Raw genomic sequence first — 22,339 nt, forward strand, 5'->3', positions numbered from 1 at the left:
TTTATTAATCTTCGCGGACATCGCTGATTTGGATAACGTCGTCGGCTACTTTTCCTTCGTCTTCACGATTGAACTTTTCGTCAACGGCCTTATCAACTGGGTTGGTAGCCTTATCTAGGTTAACAACTTCGTTTTCCATTTCATCGTCCATATCACGCAATTCGATTTCTTCAGAATTTGCGTCCAGAACCTTCATGTCCAAACCAAGAGCTTGCAATTCCTTAACCAAGACACGGAATGATTCCGGAACACCTGGCTTAGGAATTTGTTCACCCTTGATGATTGCTTCGTATGTCTTAACACGTCCAACAACGTCGTCGGACTTGTAAGTCAAGATTTCTTGCAATGTGTGAGCAGCCCCGTACGCTTCAAGGGCCCAAACTTCCATTTCCCCGAAACGCTGTCCACCGAATTGAGCTTTACCACCCAATGGTTGTTGCGTAACAAGTGAGTAAGGTCCGATTGAACGTGCGTGGATCTTGTCTTCCGCCATGTGGGCTAGCTTCATGTAGTGCATGATACCAACCGCAACACGCTTGTCAAAGGCTTCACCAGTACGACCGTCGTAAAGAACACTCTTACCGTCAGCTGGCAAACCAGCTTCCTTGATAGCATCCCAGATATCTGAGTCACGAGCCCCGTCAAAGACAGGAGAAGCAACGTGGATACCCAATTCGCGAGCAGCCATACCCAAGTGCAATTCAAGCACTTGTCCGATATTCATACGAGAAGGCACACCCATGGGTGAAAGCATGATATCAACAGGTGTTCCATCTGGCATGTACGGCATGTCTTCAGAAGGTACGATAACTGAAACCGTACCTTTGTTCCCGTGACGTCCCGCCATCTTATCACCAACTTGAATCTTACGACGTTGCGCGATGTATACACGCACCATCATGTTCACACCAGGTGCCAATTCATCACCGTTTTCACGAGTGAAGATACGAACGTCTTGTACGACACCACCACCACCGTGAGGTACCTTCAATGAAGTATCGCGAACTTCGCGAGCCTTTTCACCGAAGATGGCGTGCAACAAGCGTTCTTCAGCTGATAGTTCAGTAACTCCCTTAGGTGTTACCTTACCAACCAAAATGTCGCCATCATCAACTTCAGCACCAACGCGGATGATTCCACGGTCGTCCAAATTCTTCAATTGTTCTTCCCCAGTGTTAGGGATTTCACGTGTGAATTCTTCAGGGCCAAGCTTTGTGTCACGAGCTTCTGATTCGTATTCTTCAATGTGAATTGACGTGTACACGTCATCACGAATCAAACGTTCGTTAATGATGATGGCATCTTCAAAGTTATATCCTTGCCAAGTCATGAAGGCAATCAATGGGTTTTGTCCCAAGGCCAATTCACCTTGTTCCATTGATGGTCCGTCAGCCAAGACGTCATCGATATCAACAATGTCGCCAACCTTAACGATTGGACGTTGGTTGTAGTTCTTACCAGCGTTTGAACGACGGAACTTCATTAGCTTGTACTTGTCCAATGAACCATCGTCACGACGAACGCGGATTTCACGTCCATCAACGTATTCAACTGTTCCAGCAAACTTGGCGATGATAGCAACCCCAGCGTCGTGGGCGGCCTTGTATTCGATACCCGTACCAATCAATGGTGAGTGTGGGTCGATCAAAGGAACCGCTTGACGTTGCATGTTGGCTCCCATCAAAGCACGGTTTGAGTCGTCGTTTTCCAAGAAAGGAATAGCCGCAGTGGCTACGGCAACGATTTGCTTAGGTGAAACGTCCATGTAGTCAACTTGGTCGATAGGAACTTCGATGTTATCGTGTCCCTTACGAGCCAAAACAGTTTCTGTTGTAAATGATCCATCATCATCCAAGACAGAGTTACCTTGCGCTACGACAAAGTTATCTTCTTCGTCGGCCATCAAGTAGTCAGTCTTTTCTGTAACCTTGTGTGTGTCCCATGAGACACGACGGTAAGGTGTTTCGATGAATCCGTAACGGTTAACACGCGCGTATGTGGCCAATGAATTGATCAACCCGATGTTAGGTCCTTCAGGTGTTTCAATAGGGTCCATACGACCATAGTGAGTATAGTGCACGTCTCGGACTTCATATCCGGCACGGTCACGTGTCAAACCACCAGGTCCAAGCGCTGACAAACGACGCTTATTTGTCAATTCACCCAATGGGTTCGTTTGGTCCATGAATTGTGACAATTGTGATGATCCGAAGAATTCCTTCACAGCCGCAACAACTGGACGAATGTTAATCAATTGTTGTGGTGTAACAGTATCTGGATCTTGAATTGACATACGTTCGCGAACCACACGTTCCATACGGCTCAAACCAATACGGAATGTGTTTTGCAACAATTCACCAACACGACGAACACGACGGTTCCCCAAGTGGTCGATGTCATCAGTTTGACCGATGTTCAATTGTAGGTTCAAGAAGTAGTTCATTCCAGCAATAATGTCAGCTGTCTTGATTGTACGAACAGATTCGTCGAATTGTCCGTTACCAATCATAGGTACTACTGCTTCAGGATCTGATGGGTCTTGTACAAGAATACGTTGCAAAACAACAGGTTCTGTAACAATCGCATCTTCTGATGGCATGTGTGTTTCAGTCTTAAAGTCATCACGATCAAGGAATGGTGCCAAGACACTCATAACCTTCTTGTCGATCAATGTACCCTTTTCGAACAACACTTCTCCTGTTTCAGGATCAGCCAAAGTTTCACCCAAAGTCATACCCATCAAACGTGTCTTCAATGACAACTTCTTGTTGATCTTGTAACGACCAACTGGTGCCAAATCGTAACGACGTGGGTCGAAGAATCGAGCTGTCAACAATGAACGAGCTGATTCTGCTGTCTTAGGTTCTCCTGGACGCAAACGGTCGTAGATGTCCTTCAAGGCTTCTTCAACACGTGTGTCGTTGATGTCCTTGTGAACGTCCTTATCCAACGTCAACCCTAGTGAGTCGTAGTTTGATCCCAAGATTTCCAAGATTTCAGTGTCTGAACCGAAACCAAGGGCACGAACCAATTCAGTCATTGGCAACTTACGTGTACGGTCAATACGCACGTAGTCCAATCCCTTAGCATCTGTTTCAAATTCCATCCAAGCACCACGGCTAGGAATGAAAGTTGTTCCAAATACAGGACGTCCGTTCTTATCTGCTTCTTCGTTGTAGTACACACCAGGTGAACGTACAAGTTGTGAAACGATAACACGTTCCGCACCGTTGATGATGAACGTTCCTTGTTCTGTCATCAATGGGAAATCACCAAAGAAAACATCTTGAGACTTAATCTCACCAGTTTCCTTATTTGTTAGACGCAACGTAACGTGCAATGGTGCTGAATAATTCGCATCATGGTCACGTGCTTCTTCTACTGTGTACTTAGGCTCCATAAGCTTATAGTCCACAAATTCCAATGACAACTTATCTTGGAAATCTTCGATTGGCAAAATGTCTGTAAACATTTCACGCAATCCTTCATCCAAGAACCAGTTGTATGAATCCGTTTGGATTTCAATCAAGTTTGGCAAATCAAGGACTTCCTTAATTCGCGCGTAACTACGACGAACACGGTGTTTACCGTATTTAACTAGTGTTCCTACCAAGTCTTCCACCTCGCTTCATATTTGCCAATCGCACATTACAATTTCTTTACAATTTGGTTACATTTCATAAAAAAACTGGTTTTTAAGTACAAAAAAGACAAAAGCATCCCTTGTTGAAAAAATGCTTCTGTCTTTGATATATAGGTATTTAGGGACAATATTTCCTAGCAACCATTTTTTTGCACAATTAAACGTATACACAATTATACGCAAAAAGCATACAAATTTCAAGTCCCCACGGCCCCATTTACATAATGTACTTATACAGTAACTGGCACCTTTTTTACTTCTTTCGTGGTCAAAGTAATCTTACCTTGCTTCGCGCCAACGACCACTTGCTTATCGGGTGTTAGTTCACCTGATAATAACGCTTCAGCTAATTTATCTTCAACTTGCGTTTGTAGCGCACGACGAATTGGACGCGCACCATATTCTGGATCGAAGCCAGCTTCCGCAACAACGTCAATCGCTGCTGGTGTTAACTTCGCTTGAATATCACGTTCAGCCAAGCGATTAATGACATCTTGTGCCATCAACTTAACGATATCGTGCAATTCAACCTTAGTTAATGAACGGAAGACAACACTTTCGTCCAAACGATTAATAAATTCAGGACGGAATGATTCCTTCAACGTCTCTTGGACCAAGGCCTTCATCGCATTGTAATCATCTGCCTTAGACGTTGAACCAAATCCAACCTTCTTTTCATCACGCAAACGAGTTGCACCCAAATTAGACGTCATGATAATGATCGTGTTTCGGAAATCAACCTTACGTCCCTTTGCGTCCGTTAGGTAACCATCATCAAACACTTGCAACATCAAATTGTAGATATCAGGATGCGCTTTTTCAGCTTCATCCAACAATAGCACTGAATATGGTTGACGACGCACCTGTTCTGTCAATTGGCCACCTTCATCATAACCAACATAACCTGGCGCAGAACCAACCAAACGACTCGCTGTATGCGCTTCACGATATTCAGACATATCCACACGAATCATATTGTCTTCTGAACCAAAGACAGTCGCTGCCAAGCTTTCGCCAATTCAGTCTTACCTGTTCCTGTTGGGCCTAAGAACATAAATGTTCCAATCGGACGATTGGGATGCTTCAGTCCTGAACGGCTACGACGAATAGCACGAGCAACAGCAGAAACTGCCTCATCTTGACCAATCACGCGCTTATGCAAATCTTCTTCCAAGTTCAACAAACGCGTTTGTTCATCGGTTGCCATTTCAGCCAACGGAATACCTGTTTGCTCAGCTAGTAATGTCGTAATATCAGTATCATCAACGGTCATCGCATAGACCGGCTCTAGTTCCGCATGAACTTGTTCATATGCATCTAACGCTGCACGTTGTGCCATTTCAGCATGGCGTAACGTTGCCGCTGCTTCAAAGTCCAATGCCGCAATCGCGGTTTCTTTCTCAACTTGCAATTGTCGTAATGCATCTTGCAACTTGGCATGTTCAGTTGGTTCACCAACACCCGCAATACGCACCTTCGCCGCTGCTTCATCCATCAAATCAATTGCCTTATCTGGCAAGAAACGATCTGTAATGTAACGCGCAGACAACTTAACTGCAGATTCTACCGCTTGATCAGTAATCGCCACTTGGTGGAACAATTCATAACGCGGCTTTAGCCCCATCAAAATCTCCATCGCTTCATCTTGTGTTGGTTCTTCAACCATCACTTTAGCAAAACGACGTTCTAATGCCGCATCGGCTTCAATGTACTTTTGGTATTCATCTAAGGTCGTAGCCCCAATTGTTTGCAATTCTCCACGCGCCAAAGCTGGCTTCAAAATATTTGCTGCATCAATCGCACCTTCGGCACCACCTGCACCAATCAACGTGTGCAATTCATCAATAAACAAAATAACATCTTGTTCTTGTTGAATTTCATCAACAATCTTCTTCAAACGATCTTCAAATTCTCCACGGAATTTTGTCCCAGCAATCAAAGAACCCATATCCAACATCATCAAACGCTTATGCGCTAAATCATGTGGTACATTCCCAGCGACAATCCGTTGTGCTAGACCTTCCGCAATCGCAGTCTTACCAACACCAGGTTCACCCACTAGAACGGGGTTATTCTTTGAACGACGCGCCAAAATTTGAATCGCACGTTGCACTTCCGCATCACGTCCAATAACCGGATCCATCTTTTGATCCTTAGCTTGTTGCGTTAAGTCCTTCGCCAATGAATCTAATAAAGGCGTCCCTTCAACGGGTTCCTTGGCACGACGACGCTTATCTGATTTCTTGTTTCCTTTTGTTTGTGGATCAAAACCAGTCTTTTGGACAATCGCATGACGCAAATCGTTCAAATCCACTTCTAATGCAGCCAAAATACGTGATGCCAAAATTGTTTCATCACTAATCATTGCCAACAAAATATGTTCTGTTCCAATTTGCTTTTGGTCAGCCAATTGTGCTTGTTCTGCAGCTTGATCAAGAATCGTTTGGACCTTTGGTGAATAGGGTAAGTAAGTCCCATTCATCTCACGCGCTAAATTACCATAACCGGTAAATTGCTCAATTTCTTCACGTACAGCTGCTTCATTAACAAAGAATTGTGCTAAAACTTTCCCAGCAATCCCCATACGTTCCAATACCAATGCCAACAAGACGTGTTCTGTCCCGACCGCTTGATGTTGGAATCTTTTTGCTTGTTCTTGCGCTAAGGCTAATACATTTTTAGCGCTATCTGTGTATTGTTTTTCCATACTTAATCACGCTCACTTTCAAATTTCAATCGATGTAGTAATCGGTGTAACAGGCGCGCTCTCAGACGATTCTCGGCAGTGAATCCCGTCACCGCTAAGGCGTCTTTATCAAACATCGTACGCATCAATTCAGCTTCATGCTCTGTCAGAAGTTGATCCCGAACTAAACACGCCAAAATCGCTTCCGATTGTTGAATCGTTACAACAGGACCAATTTGATCAATCAAAGCATCTAATTGTTCAGCTTCTCGTCTTAGGTGTACACGTTCAATTCGCACAAACCCACGACCACCACGTTTTGACACAACAACATACCCATTTTCCAAAGAAAAACGACTGCGCATCACATAATTAATCTGTGATGGTACCACATCAAATCGTTCAGCCAAAGCTGAGCGATTCAATTCTATTTGATCACTTTCCGCTAACAAAGCCTTTAAATAGGCTTCGATTTGATCTGACATATTATTCGTCATATCGGTCCCTCCTACTTTAATTGTCAAAATTATACGTCATCGACTTCTTAAATGTCAACAATAGTCAAGGTTATAAAACGGGACAAAAAAACGACCAAGTAAACTTGATCGTTTTTTAAGAATGCACCTAGCAGGAGTCGAACCTGCAACCTTCTGATTCGTAGTCAGACACTCTATCCAATTGCGCTATAGGTGCATATTATTAATTTTTTTAATTTGAGAGATATACTCCCAAATGCCGACTACTGGATTCGAACCAGCGACCCCTTCATTACTAGTGAAGTGCTCTGCCAGCTGAGCTAAGTCGGCAAATGCGGATGACAGGAATCGAACCTGCACGCCCGAAGGCACTGGAACCTAAATCCAGCGCGTCTGCCAGTTCCGCCACATCCGCATACGCTTTTGTTTCAATCACTTGAAACAACTTTTATATCATATCAAGCTCAGCAACCTTTGTCAACGTTTCTTTCGAAAGTTTTTAAAAGTTTTTCGAACCGTCATCTCTTAGGTGTTACCCCTTGACGACTTAAACTATATTACATGATAGATTCGCATAACGCAACCCTTTTTCCATAAAAAAAAGCAATTATCTGAAATAATTGCTTTTTTGATCATATTTGATTAGATTTCGTCTTCTGGAACAATCTTTTCTGCCCCAAAGTACGGTACCAACGCTGTTGGAATCGTTACAGTACCATCTTCATTTTGGTAGTTTTCCAAAATAGCAGCAACTGTACGACCGACCGCAAGACCAGAACCGTTCAATGTGTGTGCAAATTGCAACTTACCTTCTTCGTCACGGTATTGAATACGTGCACGACGAGCTTGGAAGTTTTCTGTGTTTGAAACAGAAGAAATTTCACGATACAAACTTTGTTCTGGCATCCATACTTCTAAGTCATATGTCTTAGCGGCTGAGAATCCCATGTCCCCTGTTGACAATGTCAACACGTGGTATGGCAATTCAAGCTTTTGTAGAATGTTTTCCGCATCTGCAACCATTTGTTCCAAAGCATCGTATGATTCGTCTGCCTTCGCAAACTTAACCATTTCTACCTTATTGAATTGGTGCATACGAATCAAACCACGTGTATCACGTCCAGCTGAACCAGCTTCTTGACGGAATGATGGTGAAACAGCTGTCAAAGAGATTGGCAACTTAGCTGCATCAAGAATCTCTTCACGGTAATAGTTTGTCAATGGCACTTCCGCAGTAGGGATCAATGTCAAACCTTCATCACCCTTCAAACGGTAAGCATCATCTTCAAACTTAGGATATTGCCCAGTTCCGTACATAGCAGCGTCCTTAACCATGTATGGTGTGATAACTTCTTTATATCCTTCTTGTTGGTGTTGATCCAACATGAAGTTGTAAACGGCACGTTCTAGGCGAGCACCTTGTCCCATGTAGTAGACAAAACGTGCACCAGATACCTTTGCACCACGTTCCCAATCCAAAATACCAAGGTCTTCACCAATTTCATAGTGCGCCTTTGGTTGGAAGGCGAATTCACGAGGTTGTCCAACTTCACGTTCAACACGGTTCGCTTCTTCATCCGCCCCAACTGGAATACCTGGGTTTGGCAAGTTAGGCAAAAGCAACATGCGTCCTTCAATAGCTGATTCAAGTTCTGTCACTTGTTCATCTAATTCGCGAATCTCAGCTGATACAGCTTGCATTTCTGCAATTGTTTCAGTGGCATCTTCTTTATTACGCTTCTTTTGACCAATTTCGTCTGAAACAGTATTACGACGTGCCTTCAATTCTTCAACACGAACCAATAGATCACGACGCTTAGCATCGTCAGCCAAAATCGCATCAATCGTTGCGCCATCTACACCACGAGTTGCCAAACGTTCCTTAACTTCTTCGGCGTTACTACGCATCAACTTAATATCAATCATATGTGTACACTCCTAACGTAGGTTTAATTTTTCTAATTCAGTGTCAATAATTGCCAAGACAGCATCACGTGCTGCTGGGTCTTCAACGAAGTCGTAATCATCCCCATTGATTTGCAATTTAGGTGAACGATCATAAGCAGCAAACCAATCCGTGTAACGTTGGTTTAGTTCCTTATAGTATTCAAACAAACTCGCATCGTTATCCAATTGTTCAAAATCACGACCACGCTTTTTAATACGTTCTAACATCTTGTCAAAACTAACAGAAATATGAATCAACAAATCAGGATCTTTTTGTTCATCAGATGATTCAATCTTTTCCATCATGTTGTTCAAAAGATCAGCATAAATTTCTGCTTCTGTTTGCGTAGCACGTTCTAGGTCTGCATTTAATTGAAATAGCAAACGATCTTCATAAATTGAACGATCAATAATGTTCAATGGTTGTACACGCGCTTCTTTAATATTTTCCAAACGCTTATTCAAGAAGTAATTCTGCAACAAAAATCCATAGCGTTGTGGATCTTCATAAAATAATGGCAAAATCGGGTTATCATCTACCGATTCGTAAAAGGCATCACTTCCTAAATGTTCAGCCAACATCGTCGTTAGACTTGTTTTTCCTGCCCCAATCGTTCCAGACAACACTATCATCGATTATTCCTACTTTCCATAATTCTTATATCGCTTATTTTAGCAAAAAAAGCGGTACCTGTCAGATTTACACGTACTTATTACTTATTTTGATTCATTAAATCCCAATATTGTTCAAGTGTTAGGTTGTTCTTAGCCATATATTGCGCATTTTCAACACCAACATAACGGAAGTGCCAACTTTCATAAGCGATTCCTGTACTTTCACGACCCTCAGCAGTCTTAGGGTAACGCAAAACAAATCCATAATCCGGCGCATGTTTAATTAACCATTGTTGGGCTTTCGTTTCATCTGCTTCAGGATTCAAAGCATGGTGCACGTCCCAATATTCATTCGCCATGATATCTACACCTAAACCAGTATGATGTTCACTGGCGCCAGGTGTTTGAATATATTCTAACGTCTTTTCCATGGCCTCGTCTTCACTATCACCTTGCGCCAAGTATTGCGCCACTTGTGTATCAATCACGGTTTGTTGATACGCAATCGAACGATACGCCGACACAATCGTTACAGGGTATCCTGCTTCAGTCGCTGCATTTACAAAATCAGTTAGTGATTGTTTCATCAACGCATTATAAGTCACACCTTGCATCTCAGCCTTCTCAAAATCGATTTCCGCTTTTAACGGATGCTTCTTGTTGACCAAAACCAAAGCTGGATTGTCAGTTGTTGCATCTGCTGGCAATCCGTCTTTCGACTTACTTGCGTTATTTTTTGTTGTCACATTAGATTCGGCCTTATTCGTTTCCACTGGAACATTTTTAGGCGTTACTGCTTGTTGATAAAACCAGAATCCACCCAAAACAATTAACGCACTTCCAATTACAATACCGACATTTTTACGCATATCCTTCTCCTCTACCCGAAGATTGATCGCCACGTACGAACAAACCAGTTCGCCGGCTCAACATCTTCGTCTGTCATAACCTTCACTGTACCAACACCAGGTAGATAATTGTCAGATTTCGTACTAAATTGCCATTTAGCTGAACCAATTGTTTCTCCTGCTTTATAGGGCACTTCTGATGTTAACTTTACATCATCAAACTTAGGCATATCTTCTTGCACACCAAGCAAGAATGATTGTTTCTTAGCTAAACTAACTGACGCTTGCCCTGCAGCAGCTTGATTATCTTTCACATCCGACACAGTCGTCCCTCTATCTAGGGTTTCAGCTTTCAATTGCGCAGATGCTTGATGCCACATATTTTTAGATGTTGTAAATACTTCTGTTTCACTATCTGCTGGACGCGCATTCAAAACAACAGATAGCACAGGCACACCATGAATACTTGTTTTAGCAACTAAGTTTTTCCCATATTCTAAAATGGTCCCAGTCTTCATCCCCAAAACTTTAAATTCCTTGTCTTTCAACAATTCATTTGTATTCTCAAGTTTAACGTATCCGCCCTTCCCATCCGGGAATTGTTCCGTGATTTTACCATTGAACGTCAACATATGCGGATAATCCTGCATAATACGTCCCGCAATAATGGCTACTTCACGAGCAGATAATCGATTCATATCATCTTCATGATATGTATCAGTTTGAAAAGGACCTAGCGCACCAACTGGTAATCCACTAGCTGATGACCAGTTTGCATCCGGAATTCCCCAACTGGCTAATTTTTCATTTGCCATTTCATTAAACTTTTCTTGGTCACCGGCAATTAAGTCAGCCAAAACTAATGACGCACTATTACTTGAAGGTAGTAACGTTGCATTCATCAAATCTTCTAATGTGTATTCACCATCGACATACAATGGCACCGTCGCAACTGACATATCATGACTGTATTCAGCTAACTTTGGCTTAATTTTAATTTTTTGATCCCAAGACAATTTCCCTTCAGCGACCGCTTCTTCAATAAAGTAAGCAACCACTAATTTGGATACTGACCCTAACGGCAAACGCTCATCCCCGTTCTTTTCAGCAACAATGCGTCCTGTATTCAAATCCACTAACAACGCTGCTGTTGAACTCGTCTCAGGTGTAAACACTGCAGCTGACGCCGATGTTGACCCTAATACCATCACCATCGCCATTAACACCATCACAGCTTGTTTCAATCGTCTCATATTCGTTCTCCATTCGAAAATCTAGTCGCTTTTCATTATACGCCCTTACACCAGGTTACGCGACCGCAACAAAAAAAGCCGACCAAATAGTCGACTCAATTTGTTTATTTTCCAGTTGCAGCGTGGATACGGTTAACCGCACGCGATAGCGCTGCTTCGGCACGTTCAGATTCACGCTTGTTTTGTGCTTCGCGCAAGTGACGTTCAGCACGTTCACGAGCAGCAGTTGCACGAGCCACGTCAATCGTATCGGCACGTTCAGCGGCATCAGCCACAATGGTTAATAGATTGTTTGAGAACTCAGCAAAACCACCATTAACCGCAATCAATTTTTCGAAACCTTCAGTTTGGTTTTCAATCTTAACCTCACTGATACGAAGAGCTGAAATAAACGGTGTGTGATTGGCCATGACACCCGTTTCACCACTTACTGTGTGTAAAACGACCATCGTTGCATCTGCATGAGTAAAGACATCGCCATCAGGCGTTACGACATCAACCGCAAAGGTGTGCTTCTCTAACATCGGCGACCTCCTTTAGGTTAACCCATAAGCTTTTCAGCTTTTTGGGCCACTTGTTCAATCGCTCCAACATTTCGGAACGCTTCTTCAGGGTATTGGTCAAATTCACCATCAAGGATAGCCTTGAAACTGCGAACTGTTTCCGCAACTGGCACATATTCTCCTTGGACACCAGTAAAGGTTTCCGCAACAGAGAATGGTTGTGACAAGAAGAATTGGATACGACGGGCACGGTTAACAATTGTCTTTTCTTCATCAGACAATTCGTCCATACCAAGAATTGAAATAATGTCTTGCAATTCACGGTAACGTTGCAAAGTACGTTGTACTTCTGACGCTACATCGTAATGCATTTGACCAACAATTTCAGGCGTCAACGCTGTTGACGTAGAAGCCAATGGATCCACCGCTGGGTAGATTCCTTGTTGTGTCAAAGAACGTTCCAAGTTAGTTGTCGCATCCAAGTGCGCGAATGTTGTTGCAGGCGCTGGGTCAGTATAGTCATCGGCAGGCACGTAAACGGCTTGGATTGACGTAATTGATCCATTCTTAGTTGACGTAATACGTTCTTGCAATTGTCCCATTTCAGTAGCCAATGTTGGTTGGTATCCAACGGCTGATGGAATACGACCTAGCAAGGCTGACACTTCAGATCCAGCTTGTGTGAATCGGAAAATGTTGTCAATGAACAACAAAACGTCTTGATGGTTCACATCACGGAAGTATTCCGCAATTGTCAAACCAGTCAAAGCCACACGCATACGCGCTCCAGGAGGCTCATTCATTTGTCCGTAGACCATGGCAGTTTGCGCCAATACGCCTGAGTCCTTCATTTCGTGGTACATGTCGTTACCTTCACGTGTACGTTCTCCGACACCAGTGAAGACAGAAATACCATTGTGACCTTGTGCAATATTGTGGATCAATTCTTGGATCAAAACAGTCTTACCAACTCCGGCTCCACCGAACAATCCAATCTTTCCACCACGGATATAAGGTGCCAACAAGTCGATAACCTTAATCCCTGTTTCCAAAACTTCAACTGAAGTTGTTAATTCATCATATGCAGGTGCTGAACGGTGGATTGGCATACGCTTTGCATCAGCTGCAAAAGCTTCACCATTATCCACTGGATCACCCAAGACATTCAACACACGACCAAGTGTTGCTTCTCCAACAGGCACTTCAATCGGTGCCCCTGAATCAGTTACTTGCATCCCACGTTGTAGTCCGTCGGTAGAGTCCATCGCAATTGTACGTACAACTCCATCACCAAGTTCAATCGATACTTCGACCGTCAACTGTTGGCCATCACCAAGATCAACAAGCAAAGCATTGTTGATAGCTGGCATTGGTGTTCCAGTCGGAAAGGCCACATCGACAACCGGTCCAATGACTTGAACAATTTGTCCGTTACTCATTGTGCTTCCTTTCTCTGTCTCATGGGGGAAGCTGCACTACTTTTCAAGTGCAGCCATTCCACCCGTAATTTCTGTAATTTCAGTCGTGATCGCACTTTGACGTGCACGATTGAATTGCAATTCTAACTTATCAATAACTTCTTTGGCATTATCAGAAGCCGCAGACATTGAATTAACAGAAGCAGCGTGTTCCGCTGTCTTCGCGTCCAAGATTGCCCCGTAAATGAGACTTTGCGCATATTGCGGCAAAACCACATTCAAAATTTGTTCCGGTGAAGGTTCAAATTCATATTCTGGTTGAATCCCTGATTCAGGGTCTGTTGCTTCCATACCTTCTGTATTAACAGGTAAGAATTGTTCAATCGTTACTTCATTTGAAACACGTGATACGAAATGTTGGTAAGCAACTTGCAACTCGTCAAAGACTTCGTTGTTATACATTGCAGTTACCATCTTAACGATATCGCGTACTTCATTAAAGACGGGCACGTCCGGCACCTCACGATATTCATACGCCACATTAAAGCCACGCTTCTTAAAGAAGTCAGCGCCATTACCACCAACCGCTAAAATAACAATTTGATCACGGTTTAGGTTGCGAGCTTCGATGTCCGCCAAAACCGCCTTAAGGAGAGTAGAGTTATATCCACCCACCAAACCACGGTCAGACGTAATCACCAAATAACCAACTTCTTTAACTTCACGTTGTTCTAAAAGCGTATCTCCAACATTTGACAACTTAGCTTGCGCCAAATGCGCAACCACATTATGCAAATGTTGTGAGTAGGTTTTATACCCTTGCCCTGAACGTTGAATCTTACCCAATTTTGCCGTTGAGACCATTTGCATGGCACTCGTAATTTGGCGGGTATTTTTCGTTGAGCTGATACGGTGTTGAATTTCTTGTAAAGAAGCTCCCATGTTCGCCCTCCTACTTTAGACTTGGCTGCCTGTAAAAGTTGACTTAAATTCAGACATTGCATTGTCCATCAAGTCAGTATCTGGCAAGTCCTTTGTTTGCAAAATAGTTTGCAACAAGTCTGTGTGTGATGCATGCATGGCACTAATCAATTCATCTTGGAAACGTGCAATATCTTCAATTGCAACATCATCAATGAATCCGTGAGTTAGCGCGTACAATACCATAACTTGGTCTTCAACAGCCATTGGTGAATGCAATGGTTGCTTCAACAATTCAACTGTACGACGTCCACGAGCAAGCTTAGCTTGTGTGGCTTCGTCCAAGTCAGAACCGAATTGTGCAAATGATTCCAATTCACGGTATGAAGCCAAGTCTAGACGCAATGTTCCAGAAACCTTCTTCATCGCCTTAATTTGCGCGTCTCCACCAACACGAGAAACAGATGTTCCCGCATCAATGGCTGGACGAACACCAGCATAGAACATATCTGCATCTAAGAAGATTTGTCCGTCGGTAATTGAAATAACGTTTGTAGGGATATACGCTGAAACGTCACCCGCTTGTGTTTCAATAACAGGCAAAGCAGTCATTGATCCACCACCCAATTCGTCAGACAAACGCGCAGCGCGTTCCAACAAACGTGAGTGCAAGTAGAAGACGTCACCAGGGTAAGCTTCACGACCTGGCGGACGACGCAAGATCAATGACAGCTCACGATAAGCAGTTGCTTGCTTTGACAAGTCATCATAAACAACCAAAACATGCTTTCCGTTATACATGAATTCTTCACCCATGGCTGCCCCAACATATGGCGCTAGGTAAAGCAATGGTGCTGGTTCTGAAGGTCCAGCTGTAATAACGATCGTGTAATCCAACGCACCAAGTCGACGCAAAGTTTCAACTTGTGTACGAACTGTTGAGTCCTTTTGACCAATCGCAACGTAAATCGCGATAACATCTTGTCCCTTTTGGTTCAAGATTGTGTCAATAGCAACAGAAGTCTTACCTGTCTTACGGTCTCCGATAATCAATTCACGTTGACCTCGACCAATTGGAACCAAAGCGTCAATCGCCTTAAATCCAGTTTGTAGAGGTTCTGAAACTGACTTACGTTCCATAACACCAGGTGCCTTTGTTTCTACTGGACGAGTCTTCGTTGTGTTGATTGGTCCCAATCCATCGATTGGTTGTCCCAATGCGTTCACAACACGTCCAATCATTTCCTCACCAACAGGCACTTCCATGACACGTCCAGTACGCGTAACCGCGTCACCTTCATGAATATCATCATAACGACCAAGAATAATGATACCAACATCATTTGATTCAAGGTTTTGTGCCATTCCGTAAACACCACTTGCAAAAGTTACTAGTTCGCCAGAAAGAACATTTTCCAATCCGTCAACACGGGCAATACCGTCACCAACGTAAGTCACTGTTCCAGTTTCTTGAACGTCCAAGTCTTCTTTGTAGTTAGCTAATTGTTCTTTGATGAGAGAACTGATTTCTTCAGCTTTAATGCTCATATCAATCCTTCCTCGTACTTTCACTCTTTTAATATGTTACACATTAACCAACAATGTGTTGACGAACTTGTGCTAATTTCTTAGCAATTGAGCCGTCCATTGTCACGTTATTTGCTTGTACAATAACCCCACCAATAATGGCTGGGTCAATCTTTTCTACTAAGACAATTTCGTTTGCGTTAAATTGTTTTTTCAACTTTAAAGTTAGACGCTCACGTTGTGCATCGTCTAATGCAACGACAGTCGTCACTTCAGCAGTTACTCGCCCTTGATCAGCGTCAACAAGCTTACGATAAGCATCGACAATCAATGGCAAATCACCAATGCGACCATTCTCAAATACCAATGCCAACAAACGGGCTCCCAAAGGAGTCATATTTGCTGAAACAGTTGCCATAATTTCTTCTTTAACAGCAGCTGGTACTTGTGGTGATTGCAAAGCACGCATTGTCACTTCATCAGATGATAAAGCCGCGACACGCACTTGTAATTCCTCTAAAGTCACACTATCTGCGTTATCCGCGTGTGATAGCTCAAACAAAGCAACAGCATAGCGTTTTGCCGTTGTTACTTTATTATTGCTGACCATTTGCTTGCGCTCCTAACCCATCAATATATGCATCGATCAATGCTTTTTGTTCTTGAATATCAAGTTCTTTTTGCATCATCTTTTGCGCAATTGTGATAGAAAGTTCTGCGACATCATTCTTAGCAGCATTCAATGCCTCTTGGCGATCTTGCGCAATTTGCGTAGCTGCTTGTTCTTTAACATCTTGTGCCTTTGTTTGTGCATCGGCAACAATTTGTTCCATTTGTGCGGTTCCTGCTGCTTTAGCATCCGCGATGATGCGATTAGCATCATTACGCGCAGCAACCAAGGCTGCTTGGCGTTCTTGTTGCAAAGCTTGAGCTTCAATACGTGCTTCTTGCGCAGAATCCAAGTCGTGGGCGACACGCTTTGCACGTTCGTCCATCATCTTGGTAACTGGGCCCCAAGCATATTTCTTAACTAGTAGCATCAAAAATGCAAACGCTACTAATAGATACAACATGTTCCCCAAAGCCAACCCATCACCAGTACCTAACAGGCTAAATTGATTCCACATTTAGTTGGCCTCCATTATATGCTTACTTGTTCAACAACATGAACGCAATCGCAATCGTAATGATTGGCACGGCTTCAACCAAGGCAACCCCGATAAACATGTTTGAACGTAGCTTTCCTTCCAATTCAGGTTGGCGAGCCATTCCTTCCAACATCTTTGAGATAACGATTCCGTTACCGATTCCACCACCAATCGCAGCCCCCGCTGCGGCCAAACCTACACCGATCATTGCAATACTACCTGTCATGAGTATTCCTCCATTTTTTAATAACTAATTTCTATTTATGCTTCCATCTTTTCAGCGATATACACTGTTGTAAGTGTCACAAAGACATACGCTTGAATTGCACCAATAAACATTGAGAATCCGACCCAAATAATGGTCATGAACATCCCTGGCACAATTGTAAACAATCCTGCAGAACTGGCAAATTCCCAGAGTAACGCAAGTAACATTTCTCCGGCAAAAATATTACCAAACAAACGCAATCCCAGCGTCATAAAACTGGTAAACTGATCAATCAAATTGATTGGCAACAAAGCTGGATATGGACTTAGGTAGACATTTTTGATGTATCCCTTAAATCCGAGTGTGCGAACACTCAAGAAATGTGCCAATCCGATTGAAATCAAAGCCAGCGTAAACGCAACTAGTGGATCAGCTGTTGCACTCTTTAAATACGTAACGTCGTTATAACCGACGTGTAGGAACAAACCAATTTGGTTTGATACAAACACGAACATGAACAACATAAACGCATAAAACTTCAACTGGTTTCCCGTCTTGTTTGGTAACGATCCTTCAACAATACCATTTGTAAATTCAATGATCATTTCCAAAGCATTTTGTTTCTTTGTTGGCTGCATCGTCACCTTACGTGACATCCAGACAAGAACAAAGAAAATTACTGCCATGGCAAACGTAATTGAAATTACAGCTGGCCAATCAAAGATCAGTCCCGCAATACTAAATGATGCGGTCTCTTCCACAGAACTTCACCTCCTTAATTTTTTAAATCAGCGAGCGCGCATGAAATTAGCGTGTTCTTCTCGGCTAATACCCCCTTATATTAGCCCCTTTCTTTCGTAAATTCAACGCTTAAAATTATGATTTTTTTCTATCACGTTAAAAAACGCGATATATCAGCCTTTGAAAGCGCATGATTTCACAAAGTTTTTTGTATTTTTTTCACAAACTCATTTTAAAAACCGCTATAAAGCTTGCCATTGCTAATAATAAGTGAGTGTTTGCGCTTACACAATAACGAAAAAAAAGAGCTCACATTTTGTGAACTCTTTTATCATCTTTATTTTTAAAACGTTTCAGCTTTCAATTGCTTCTCTGAAACTGATTCTTGAGGCAAAATTAGATTCAATACAATCGCCATCACTGTCGCAATCGCAACCCCTGAGAATTGCACAACACTGTCTCCAGTACCGATTTGCAAGTAGGCGTTTCCGATTCCAATAACCATAACTGGTGAGGCAATCATCAAGTTACGCTTGTGGTCAAAATTAACCTTGTTTTCAATCAAAATACGTAATCCTGATACCGCGATAACCCCAAACAACAAGAATGAGATTCCACCAGACACAGCGCCAGGAATTGTTTGAATCAACGCTGATAGCTTACCAACAAATGAGAATCCAATCGCAAAGACCGCTGCTCCAATTAGCACGTAAACTGAGTGAACCTTCGTAATCGCCATAACACCAATGTTTTCACCGTATGATGTTACCGCAGGACCACCAACTAACCCAGCAAAGATTGAGGCCGCCCCGTCACCAGCAAGTGTACGTTGTAGTCCAGGATCACGGAAGTAATCACGCTTTGTTAAGTCATCCAAGACCATCAAATGTCCTAGGTGTTCTGTCATTGTTACCAAGGCCAATGGTGCCATAACAATGATGGCATTCCAATATAGCTTTGGTTGATAATCAACAAACGGAATTTCAAAATCAGGCAAGGCAAACCAAGAAGCATTCGCAACAGGTTGCAAGTCAACTAGACCAAATGCCATGGCAGCTAGGTAACCGACAACAATTCCAAGCAAAATCGGAATCAATCCTAGGAAACCACCCAAGAACATATTGAAGACAATCGCTGCTCCTAATGTAATCATCGCTACGGTGAAGACACGCCAGTCATATTGACCGTCCAATAATGTTGCAGATGAAGCCGCAGCACCTGACAATGACAATCCAATCACCAAGATGATTGGTCCCACCACGATTGGTGGCAAAATCTTATGAATCCATGCTGTTCCAATCAAGGCAACCAAGACCGCAACAATCATGTACACCAACCCAACCGAAATAACTCCGGCTGCAACCCCTGGGTATCCAGTTGTTTGCATCAAGGCCAGCATTGGGATAATAAAGGCAAAACTTGATCCCATGTATGCAGGAATCTTACCTTGTGTAATCCAAATATGTAATAGTGTTCCAACTCCTGAACTGAACAAAGCAATTCCAGGATTTAAACCAACTAGCAACGGTACCAAAACCGTTGCTCCAAACATTGAAAATAGGTGTTGCATTGAAAGTCCAACCCATTGGAATAGACCTGGCTTTTCATTTACATCCAAAACGACGTCGCGATGTTGTTCCATGATATATCTCCTTCATATTGGCGCGCATCTCTATCTTCAAAAAAAGACTGATGCAAATATTTGCATCAGTCTTTTACTTCAATAGCCCCACACCTAAAGTGTGCGGTATTAACGTTCAACTTTTCAATCTCACAGGATTGAATTAAAGATGCGTTTCGCTTGTTAAATTATATCGCTATCCGTTTTACTAATCAAGTAAAAAAATTAAAACGTTATAACTTCGGGTGCTTCAATGAATGATTCAAGTAAAATAGAATTTACTTTAATTTCTAAAATGACTTCATCTTCTGGATGCGGGTGTCCATGGTGCCAACCAGGATTGTCAGCAAATAATGGTGCAATCGCTGCCCATTCCTTTTCTGATACTTGCGCAGTTGCTTGATTGGTTGAGATTCGCTTACCACCAGTACCTGGGAACGTTGTAAACGCAACATGCTCGTTTTCCAAAATCTCAGCTTCTTTAACAGAATCTGGTTTTGTCACCACATAAAACATTTCTGGTTCTGCCGCATCATGTCCAAATCCAACGATTCTAACAGATGGATGCTCCCCAGCTACTGTTGCCAAACTCATTAATTGCTTTGCTTCTGAAACATATTCCAAATAATTAGCCATATCATACTACCTTCCTGTTACCGTATTTTGAGATTAGTTTAACACACTTGACGCTAAGTAAACCCATTATAATTTTACTAAAATCGTAAATAGATTCAAAAGAATACTAACACGGTTACAAGTTAGCCCGTTAAGCTCCTTTTTGAGGGTATAAAAAAAACACCCTAAGGTGCTTTTTTAAGGATTAGTGAGTTCCGTACAAACGGTCTCCAGCATCCCCTAGACCTGGAACGATGTAACCAGCTTCATTCAAGCCATCGTCCAAACCAGCCGTATAAATATCAACGTCTGGGTGAGCCTTTTGCACAGCGGCAACACCTTCAGGTGCAGCAACAACTGTGATCAACTTAATCTTCTTTGCGCCACGCTTCTTCAAAGCATCGATCGCCATGTCAGCTGATCCACCCGTTGCAAGCATTGGGTCAACCATCAACACTTCACGTTGGTCGATGTCTTCTGGCAACTTCAAGAAGTATTCTACAGGTTCTAGTGTTTCTTCATCACGGTACATACCGATGTGACCAATACGGGCCGCAGGGATAAGCTTCATGATTCCGTCCACCATTCCTAGACCGGCACGTAGAATTGGCACAATAGCCAACTTCTTTCCTGCCAAAGTCTTTTGTGTTGTCCAAGCAACCGGTGTTTCCACATCAATATCTGCCATTGGTAGGTCACGTGTTACTTCGTAGGCCATCAATGACGCGATTTCGTCAACGACTTCACGGAATTCTTTAGTTCCGACTTCCTTATTACGGATAATCGTTAACTTGTGTTGAATTAGTGGATGTTCAAATACTGTTAGTTTGCTCATAACGTAGCTCCAATCTAAATAATTAATTATTTGGCGTGCTCGATTTCACTCAATGGAAAACGATCCGTCAATGCACGGACTTTTTTAGCAACCCCTTGCAGAATGGCTTCATCTTCTGGATGCGCTAGAGCTTCCAAGACAAGTTCAGCGACTTGCGCTGATTCTGCTTCTTTAAAGCCACGGGTTGTAATGGCTGGTGTTCCGATACGGATACCTGATGTCACAAACGGACTACGTGGTTCCTTTGGAATCGCTTCTTTGTTGGTTGTGATTTGCACACTATCCAACAGATTTTGCGCTTCCTTTCCAGTCAAACCAGTTGGTGTTAAGTCCAAGTTGAACAAATGGTTATCTGTTCCACCTGAAATCACACGAACAAGGTCTGATTGTTGGAAAACATCGACCATTGCTTTCGCATTTGCCACGATTTGCGCACCATACTCTTTAAAGTCTGGTTGCATATCTTCATAGAAGGCAGCTGCTTTACCAGCAATGATGTGTTCCAAAGGACCACCTTGTGTACCAGGGAAGATAGCTGAATTTAACTTCTTACCTAATTCTTCCTTAGCCAAGATCATCCCACCACGTGGACCACGCAATGTTTTGTGTGTCGTCGTTGTCACAACGTCAGCATATGGTACTGGTGATGGATGCACACCTGCGGCAATCAAACCAGCAATGTGCGCCATATCAATCATCAAGTAGGCATCAACTGAATCCGCAATTTCACGCAAACGCGCGAAATCAATAAAACGTGAGTAGGCTGAAGCTCCCGCCACAATTAGCTTTGGCTTGAATTCATTTGCCAAAGATTGAATTTGATCATAATCTAACAATTCTTCGTCATTCAAACCATAATCATGGAAGTTATATAGCTTACCTGAAAAATTAACGGGTGAACCGTGAGTCAAGTGACCCCCGGCATTCAAATCCATCCCTAATACATCGTCCCCCGGTTCCAACAATGCTGCGTAAACCGCCGCATTGGCTTGTGAACCTGAATGAGGTTGAACGTTTGCATATTCTGCACCAAACAATTCCTTAGCACGATCAATTGCTAATTGTTCAATTTGATCAATAAACTCTGTTCCACCATAGTAACGCTTACCAGGGTATCCTTCCGCATACTTGTTCGTTAGGATACTTCCTTGTGCTGCACGTACACCGGCAGATGCAATGTTTTCTGAAGCAATCAACTCAATGTTGTGCTCTTGGCGATCGGCTTCGCGGTCAACCGCTTGCCATAGTTCTGGATCATATTCTCGATAATTTGTCATAGTGGTACACCTCCGTGAAATTTTATATCATACCCACTGTTTAAGCTTACTCAATTG

18 protein-coding genes, 3 tRNA genes and 1 pseudogene are annotated in these 22,339 nt (G+C 42.8%); all 22 read right to left on the reverse strand.

From position 1 onward, the window contains the following. Nucleotides 1-4: 4 nt before the first annotated feature. Nucleotides 5-3,613, reverse strand: a complete 3,609-nt coding sequence (gene rpoB, locus WS08_RS05955; protein ID WP_009765067.1) for a DNA-directed RNA polymerase subunit beta — start codon at nt 3,611-3,613, stop codon at nt 5-7. Nucleotides 3,614-3,873: 260 nt separating this feature from the next. Then, nucleotides 3,874-6,350: pseudogene (locus tag WS08_RS05960) on the reverse strand (ATP-dependent Clp protease ATP-binding subunit). A 2-nt stretch (nt 6,351-6,352) separates the two neighbouring features. Beyond that, nucleotides 6,353-6,826: a CtsR family transcriptional regulator gene (locus tag WS08_RS05965; protein ID WP_009765069.1), complete on the reverse strand. Its 474-nt coding sequence runs from the start codon at nt 6,824-6,826 to the stop codon at nt 6,353-6,355. A 122-nt stretch (nt 6,827-6,948) separates the two neighbouring features. After that, a tRNA-Arg gene (locus WS08_RS05970) sits at nt 6,949-7,022 on the reverse strand. A 40-nt stretch (nt 7,023-7,062) separates the two neighbouring features. Continuing rightward, nucleotides 7,063-7,135: transfer RNA gene (locus tag WS08_RS05975), tRNA-Thr, on the reverse strand. Between the two features lie 3 nt (nt 7,136-7,138). After that, a tRNA-Leu gene (locus WS08_RS05980) sits at nt 7,139-7,220 on the reverse strand. Between the two features lie 227 nt (nt 7,221-7,447). Next, a complete protein-coding gene (serS, locus tag WS08_RS05985; protein ID WP_009765070.1) occupies nt 7,448-8,731 on the reverse strand; it encodes a serine--tRNA ligase in 1,284 nt (427 codons plus the stop codon). Between the two features lie 12 nt (nt 8,732-8,743). Beyond that, a complete protein-coding gene (locus WS08_RS05990) occupies nt 8,744-9,385 on the reverse strand; it encodes a deoxynucleoside kinase (protein ID WP_009765071.1) in 642 nt (213 codons plus the stop codon). 80 nt (nt 9,386-9,465) lie between these two features. Beyond that, nucleotides 9,466-10,236, reverse strand: coding sequence for a M15 family metallopeptidase (locus WS08_RS05995; protein WP_009765072.1), 771 nt, complete (start codon nt 10,234-10,236; stop codon nt 9,466-9,468). Between the two features lie 11 nt (nt 10,237-10,247). Beyond that, nucleotides 10,248-11,468, reverse strand: a complete 1,221-nt coding sequence (locus tag WS08_RS06000) for a D-alanyl-D-alanine carboxypeptidase family protein (protein ID WP_009765073.1) — start codon at nt 11,466-11,468, stop codon at nt 10,248-10,250. A 104-nt stretch (nt 11,469-11,572) separates the two neighbouring features. Further along, nucleotides 11,573-11,992, reverse strand: coding sequence for a F0F1 ATP synthase subunit epsilon (locus tag WS08_RS06005; RefSeq protein ID WP_009765074.1), 420 nt, complete (start codon nt 11,990-11,992; stop codon nt 11,573-11,575). Nucleotides 11,993-12,009: 17 nt separating this feature from the next. Continuing rightward, nucleotides 12,010-13,410, reverse strand: a complete 1,401-nt coding sequence (atpD, locus tag WS08_RS06010) for a F0F1 ATP synthase subunit beta (protein ID WP_009765075.1) — start codon at nt 13,408-13,410, stop codon at nt 12,010-12,012. A gap of 36 nt (nt 13,411-13,446) precedes the next feature. Then, a complete protein-coding gene (locus WS08_RS06015; protein ID WP_009765076.1) occupies nt 13,447-14,331 on the reverse strand; it encodes a F0F1 ATP synthase subunit gamma in 885 nt (294 codons plus the stop codon). Between the two features lie 15 nt (nt 14,332-14,346). Further along, nucleotides 14,347-15,858 (reverse strand): F0F1 ATP synthase subunit alpha, encoded by a 1,512-nt coding sequence (gene atpA, locus WS08_RS06020; protein ID WP_009765077.1) that lies wholly within the window; start codon nt 15,856-15,858, stop codon nt 14,347-14,349. 43 nt (nt 15,859-15,901) lie between these two features. Beyond that, nucleotides 15,902-16,447, reverse strand: a complete 546-nt coding sequence (gene atpH, locus WS08_RS06025) for an ATP synthase F1 subunit delta (RefSeq protein WP_009765078.1) — start codon at nt 16,445-16,447, stop codon at nt 15,902-15,904. Beyond that, nucleotides 16,434-16,964, reverse strand: coding sequence for a F0F1 ATP synthase subunit B (gene atpF / locus WS08_RS06030; protein ID WP_009765079.1), 531 nt, complete (start codon nt 16,962-16,964; stop codon nt 16,434-16,436). Before atpF ends, atpH begins: the two co-directional genes overlap by 14 nt. A gap of 22 nt (nt 16,965-16,986) precedes the next feature. Continuing rightward, complete coding sequence (atpE, locus tag WS08_RS06035) at nt 16,987-17,211, reverse strand: F0F1 ATP synthase subunit C (RefSeq protein WP_009765080.1); 225 nt, start codon at nt 17,209-17,211, stop codon at nt 16,987-16,989. A 35-nt stretch (nt 17,212-17,246) separates the two neighbouring features. Continuing rightward, on the reverse strand, nt 17,247-17,954 hold the full coding sequence (gene atpB / locus WS08_RS06040) for a F0F1 ATP synthase subunit A (RefSeq protein ID WP_009765081.1): 708 nt from the start codon (nt 17,952-17,954) through the stop codon (nt 17,247-17,249). Between the two features lie 323 nt (nt 17,955-18,277). After that, entirely contained in the window at nt 18,278-19,576 is a 1,299-nt protein-coding gene (locus WS08_RS06045; protein ID WP_009765082.1) for a solute carrier family 23 protein, read from the reverse strand. 204 nt (nt 19,577-19,780) lie between these two features. Continuing rightward, nucleotides 19,781-20,191: a pyridoxamine 5'-phosphate oxidase family protein gene (locus tag WS08_RS06050; RefSeq protein ID WP_009765083.1), complete on the reverse strand. Its 411-nt coding sequence runs from the start codon at nt 20,189-20,191 to the stop codon at nt 19,781-19,783. 184 nt (nt 20,192-20,375) lie between these two features. Further along, complete coding sequence (upp, locus tag WS08_RS06055; protein ID WP_009765084.1) at nt 20,376-21,005, reverse strand: uracil phosphoribosyltransferase; 630 nt, start codon at nt 21,003-21,005, stop codon at nt 20,376-20,378. A 26-nt stretch (nt 21,006-21,031) separates the two neighbouring features. Next, entirely contained in the window at nt 21,032-22,282 is a 1,251-nt protein-coding gene (gene glyA / locus WS08_RS06060; protein ID WP_009765085.1) for a serine hydroxymethyltransferase, read from the reverse strand. Between the last annotated feature and the right edge of the window lie 57 nt (nt 22,283-22,339).

The sequence above is a fragment of the Weissella tructae genome (assembly GCF_000732905.1).
In the GTDB taxonomy this organism is placed as follows: Bacteria; Bacillota; Bacilli; order Lactobacillales; family Lactobacillaceae; genus Weissella; species Weissella tructae.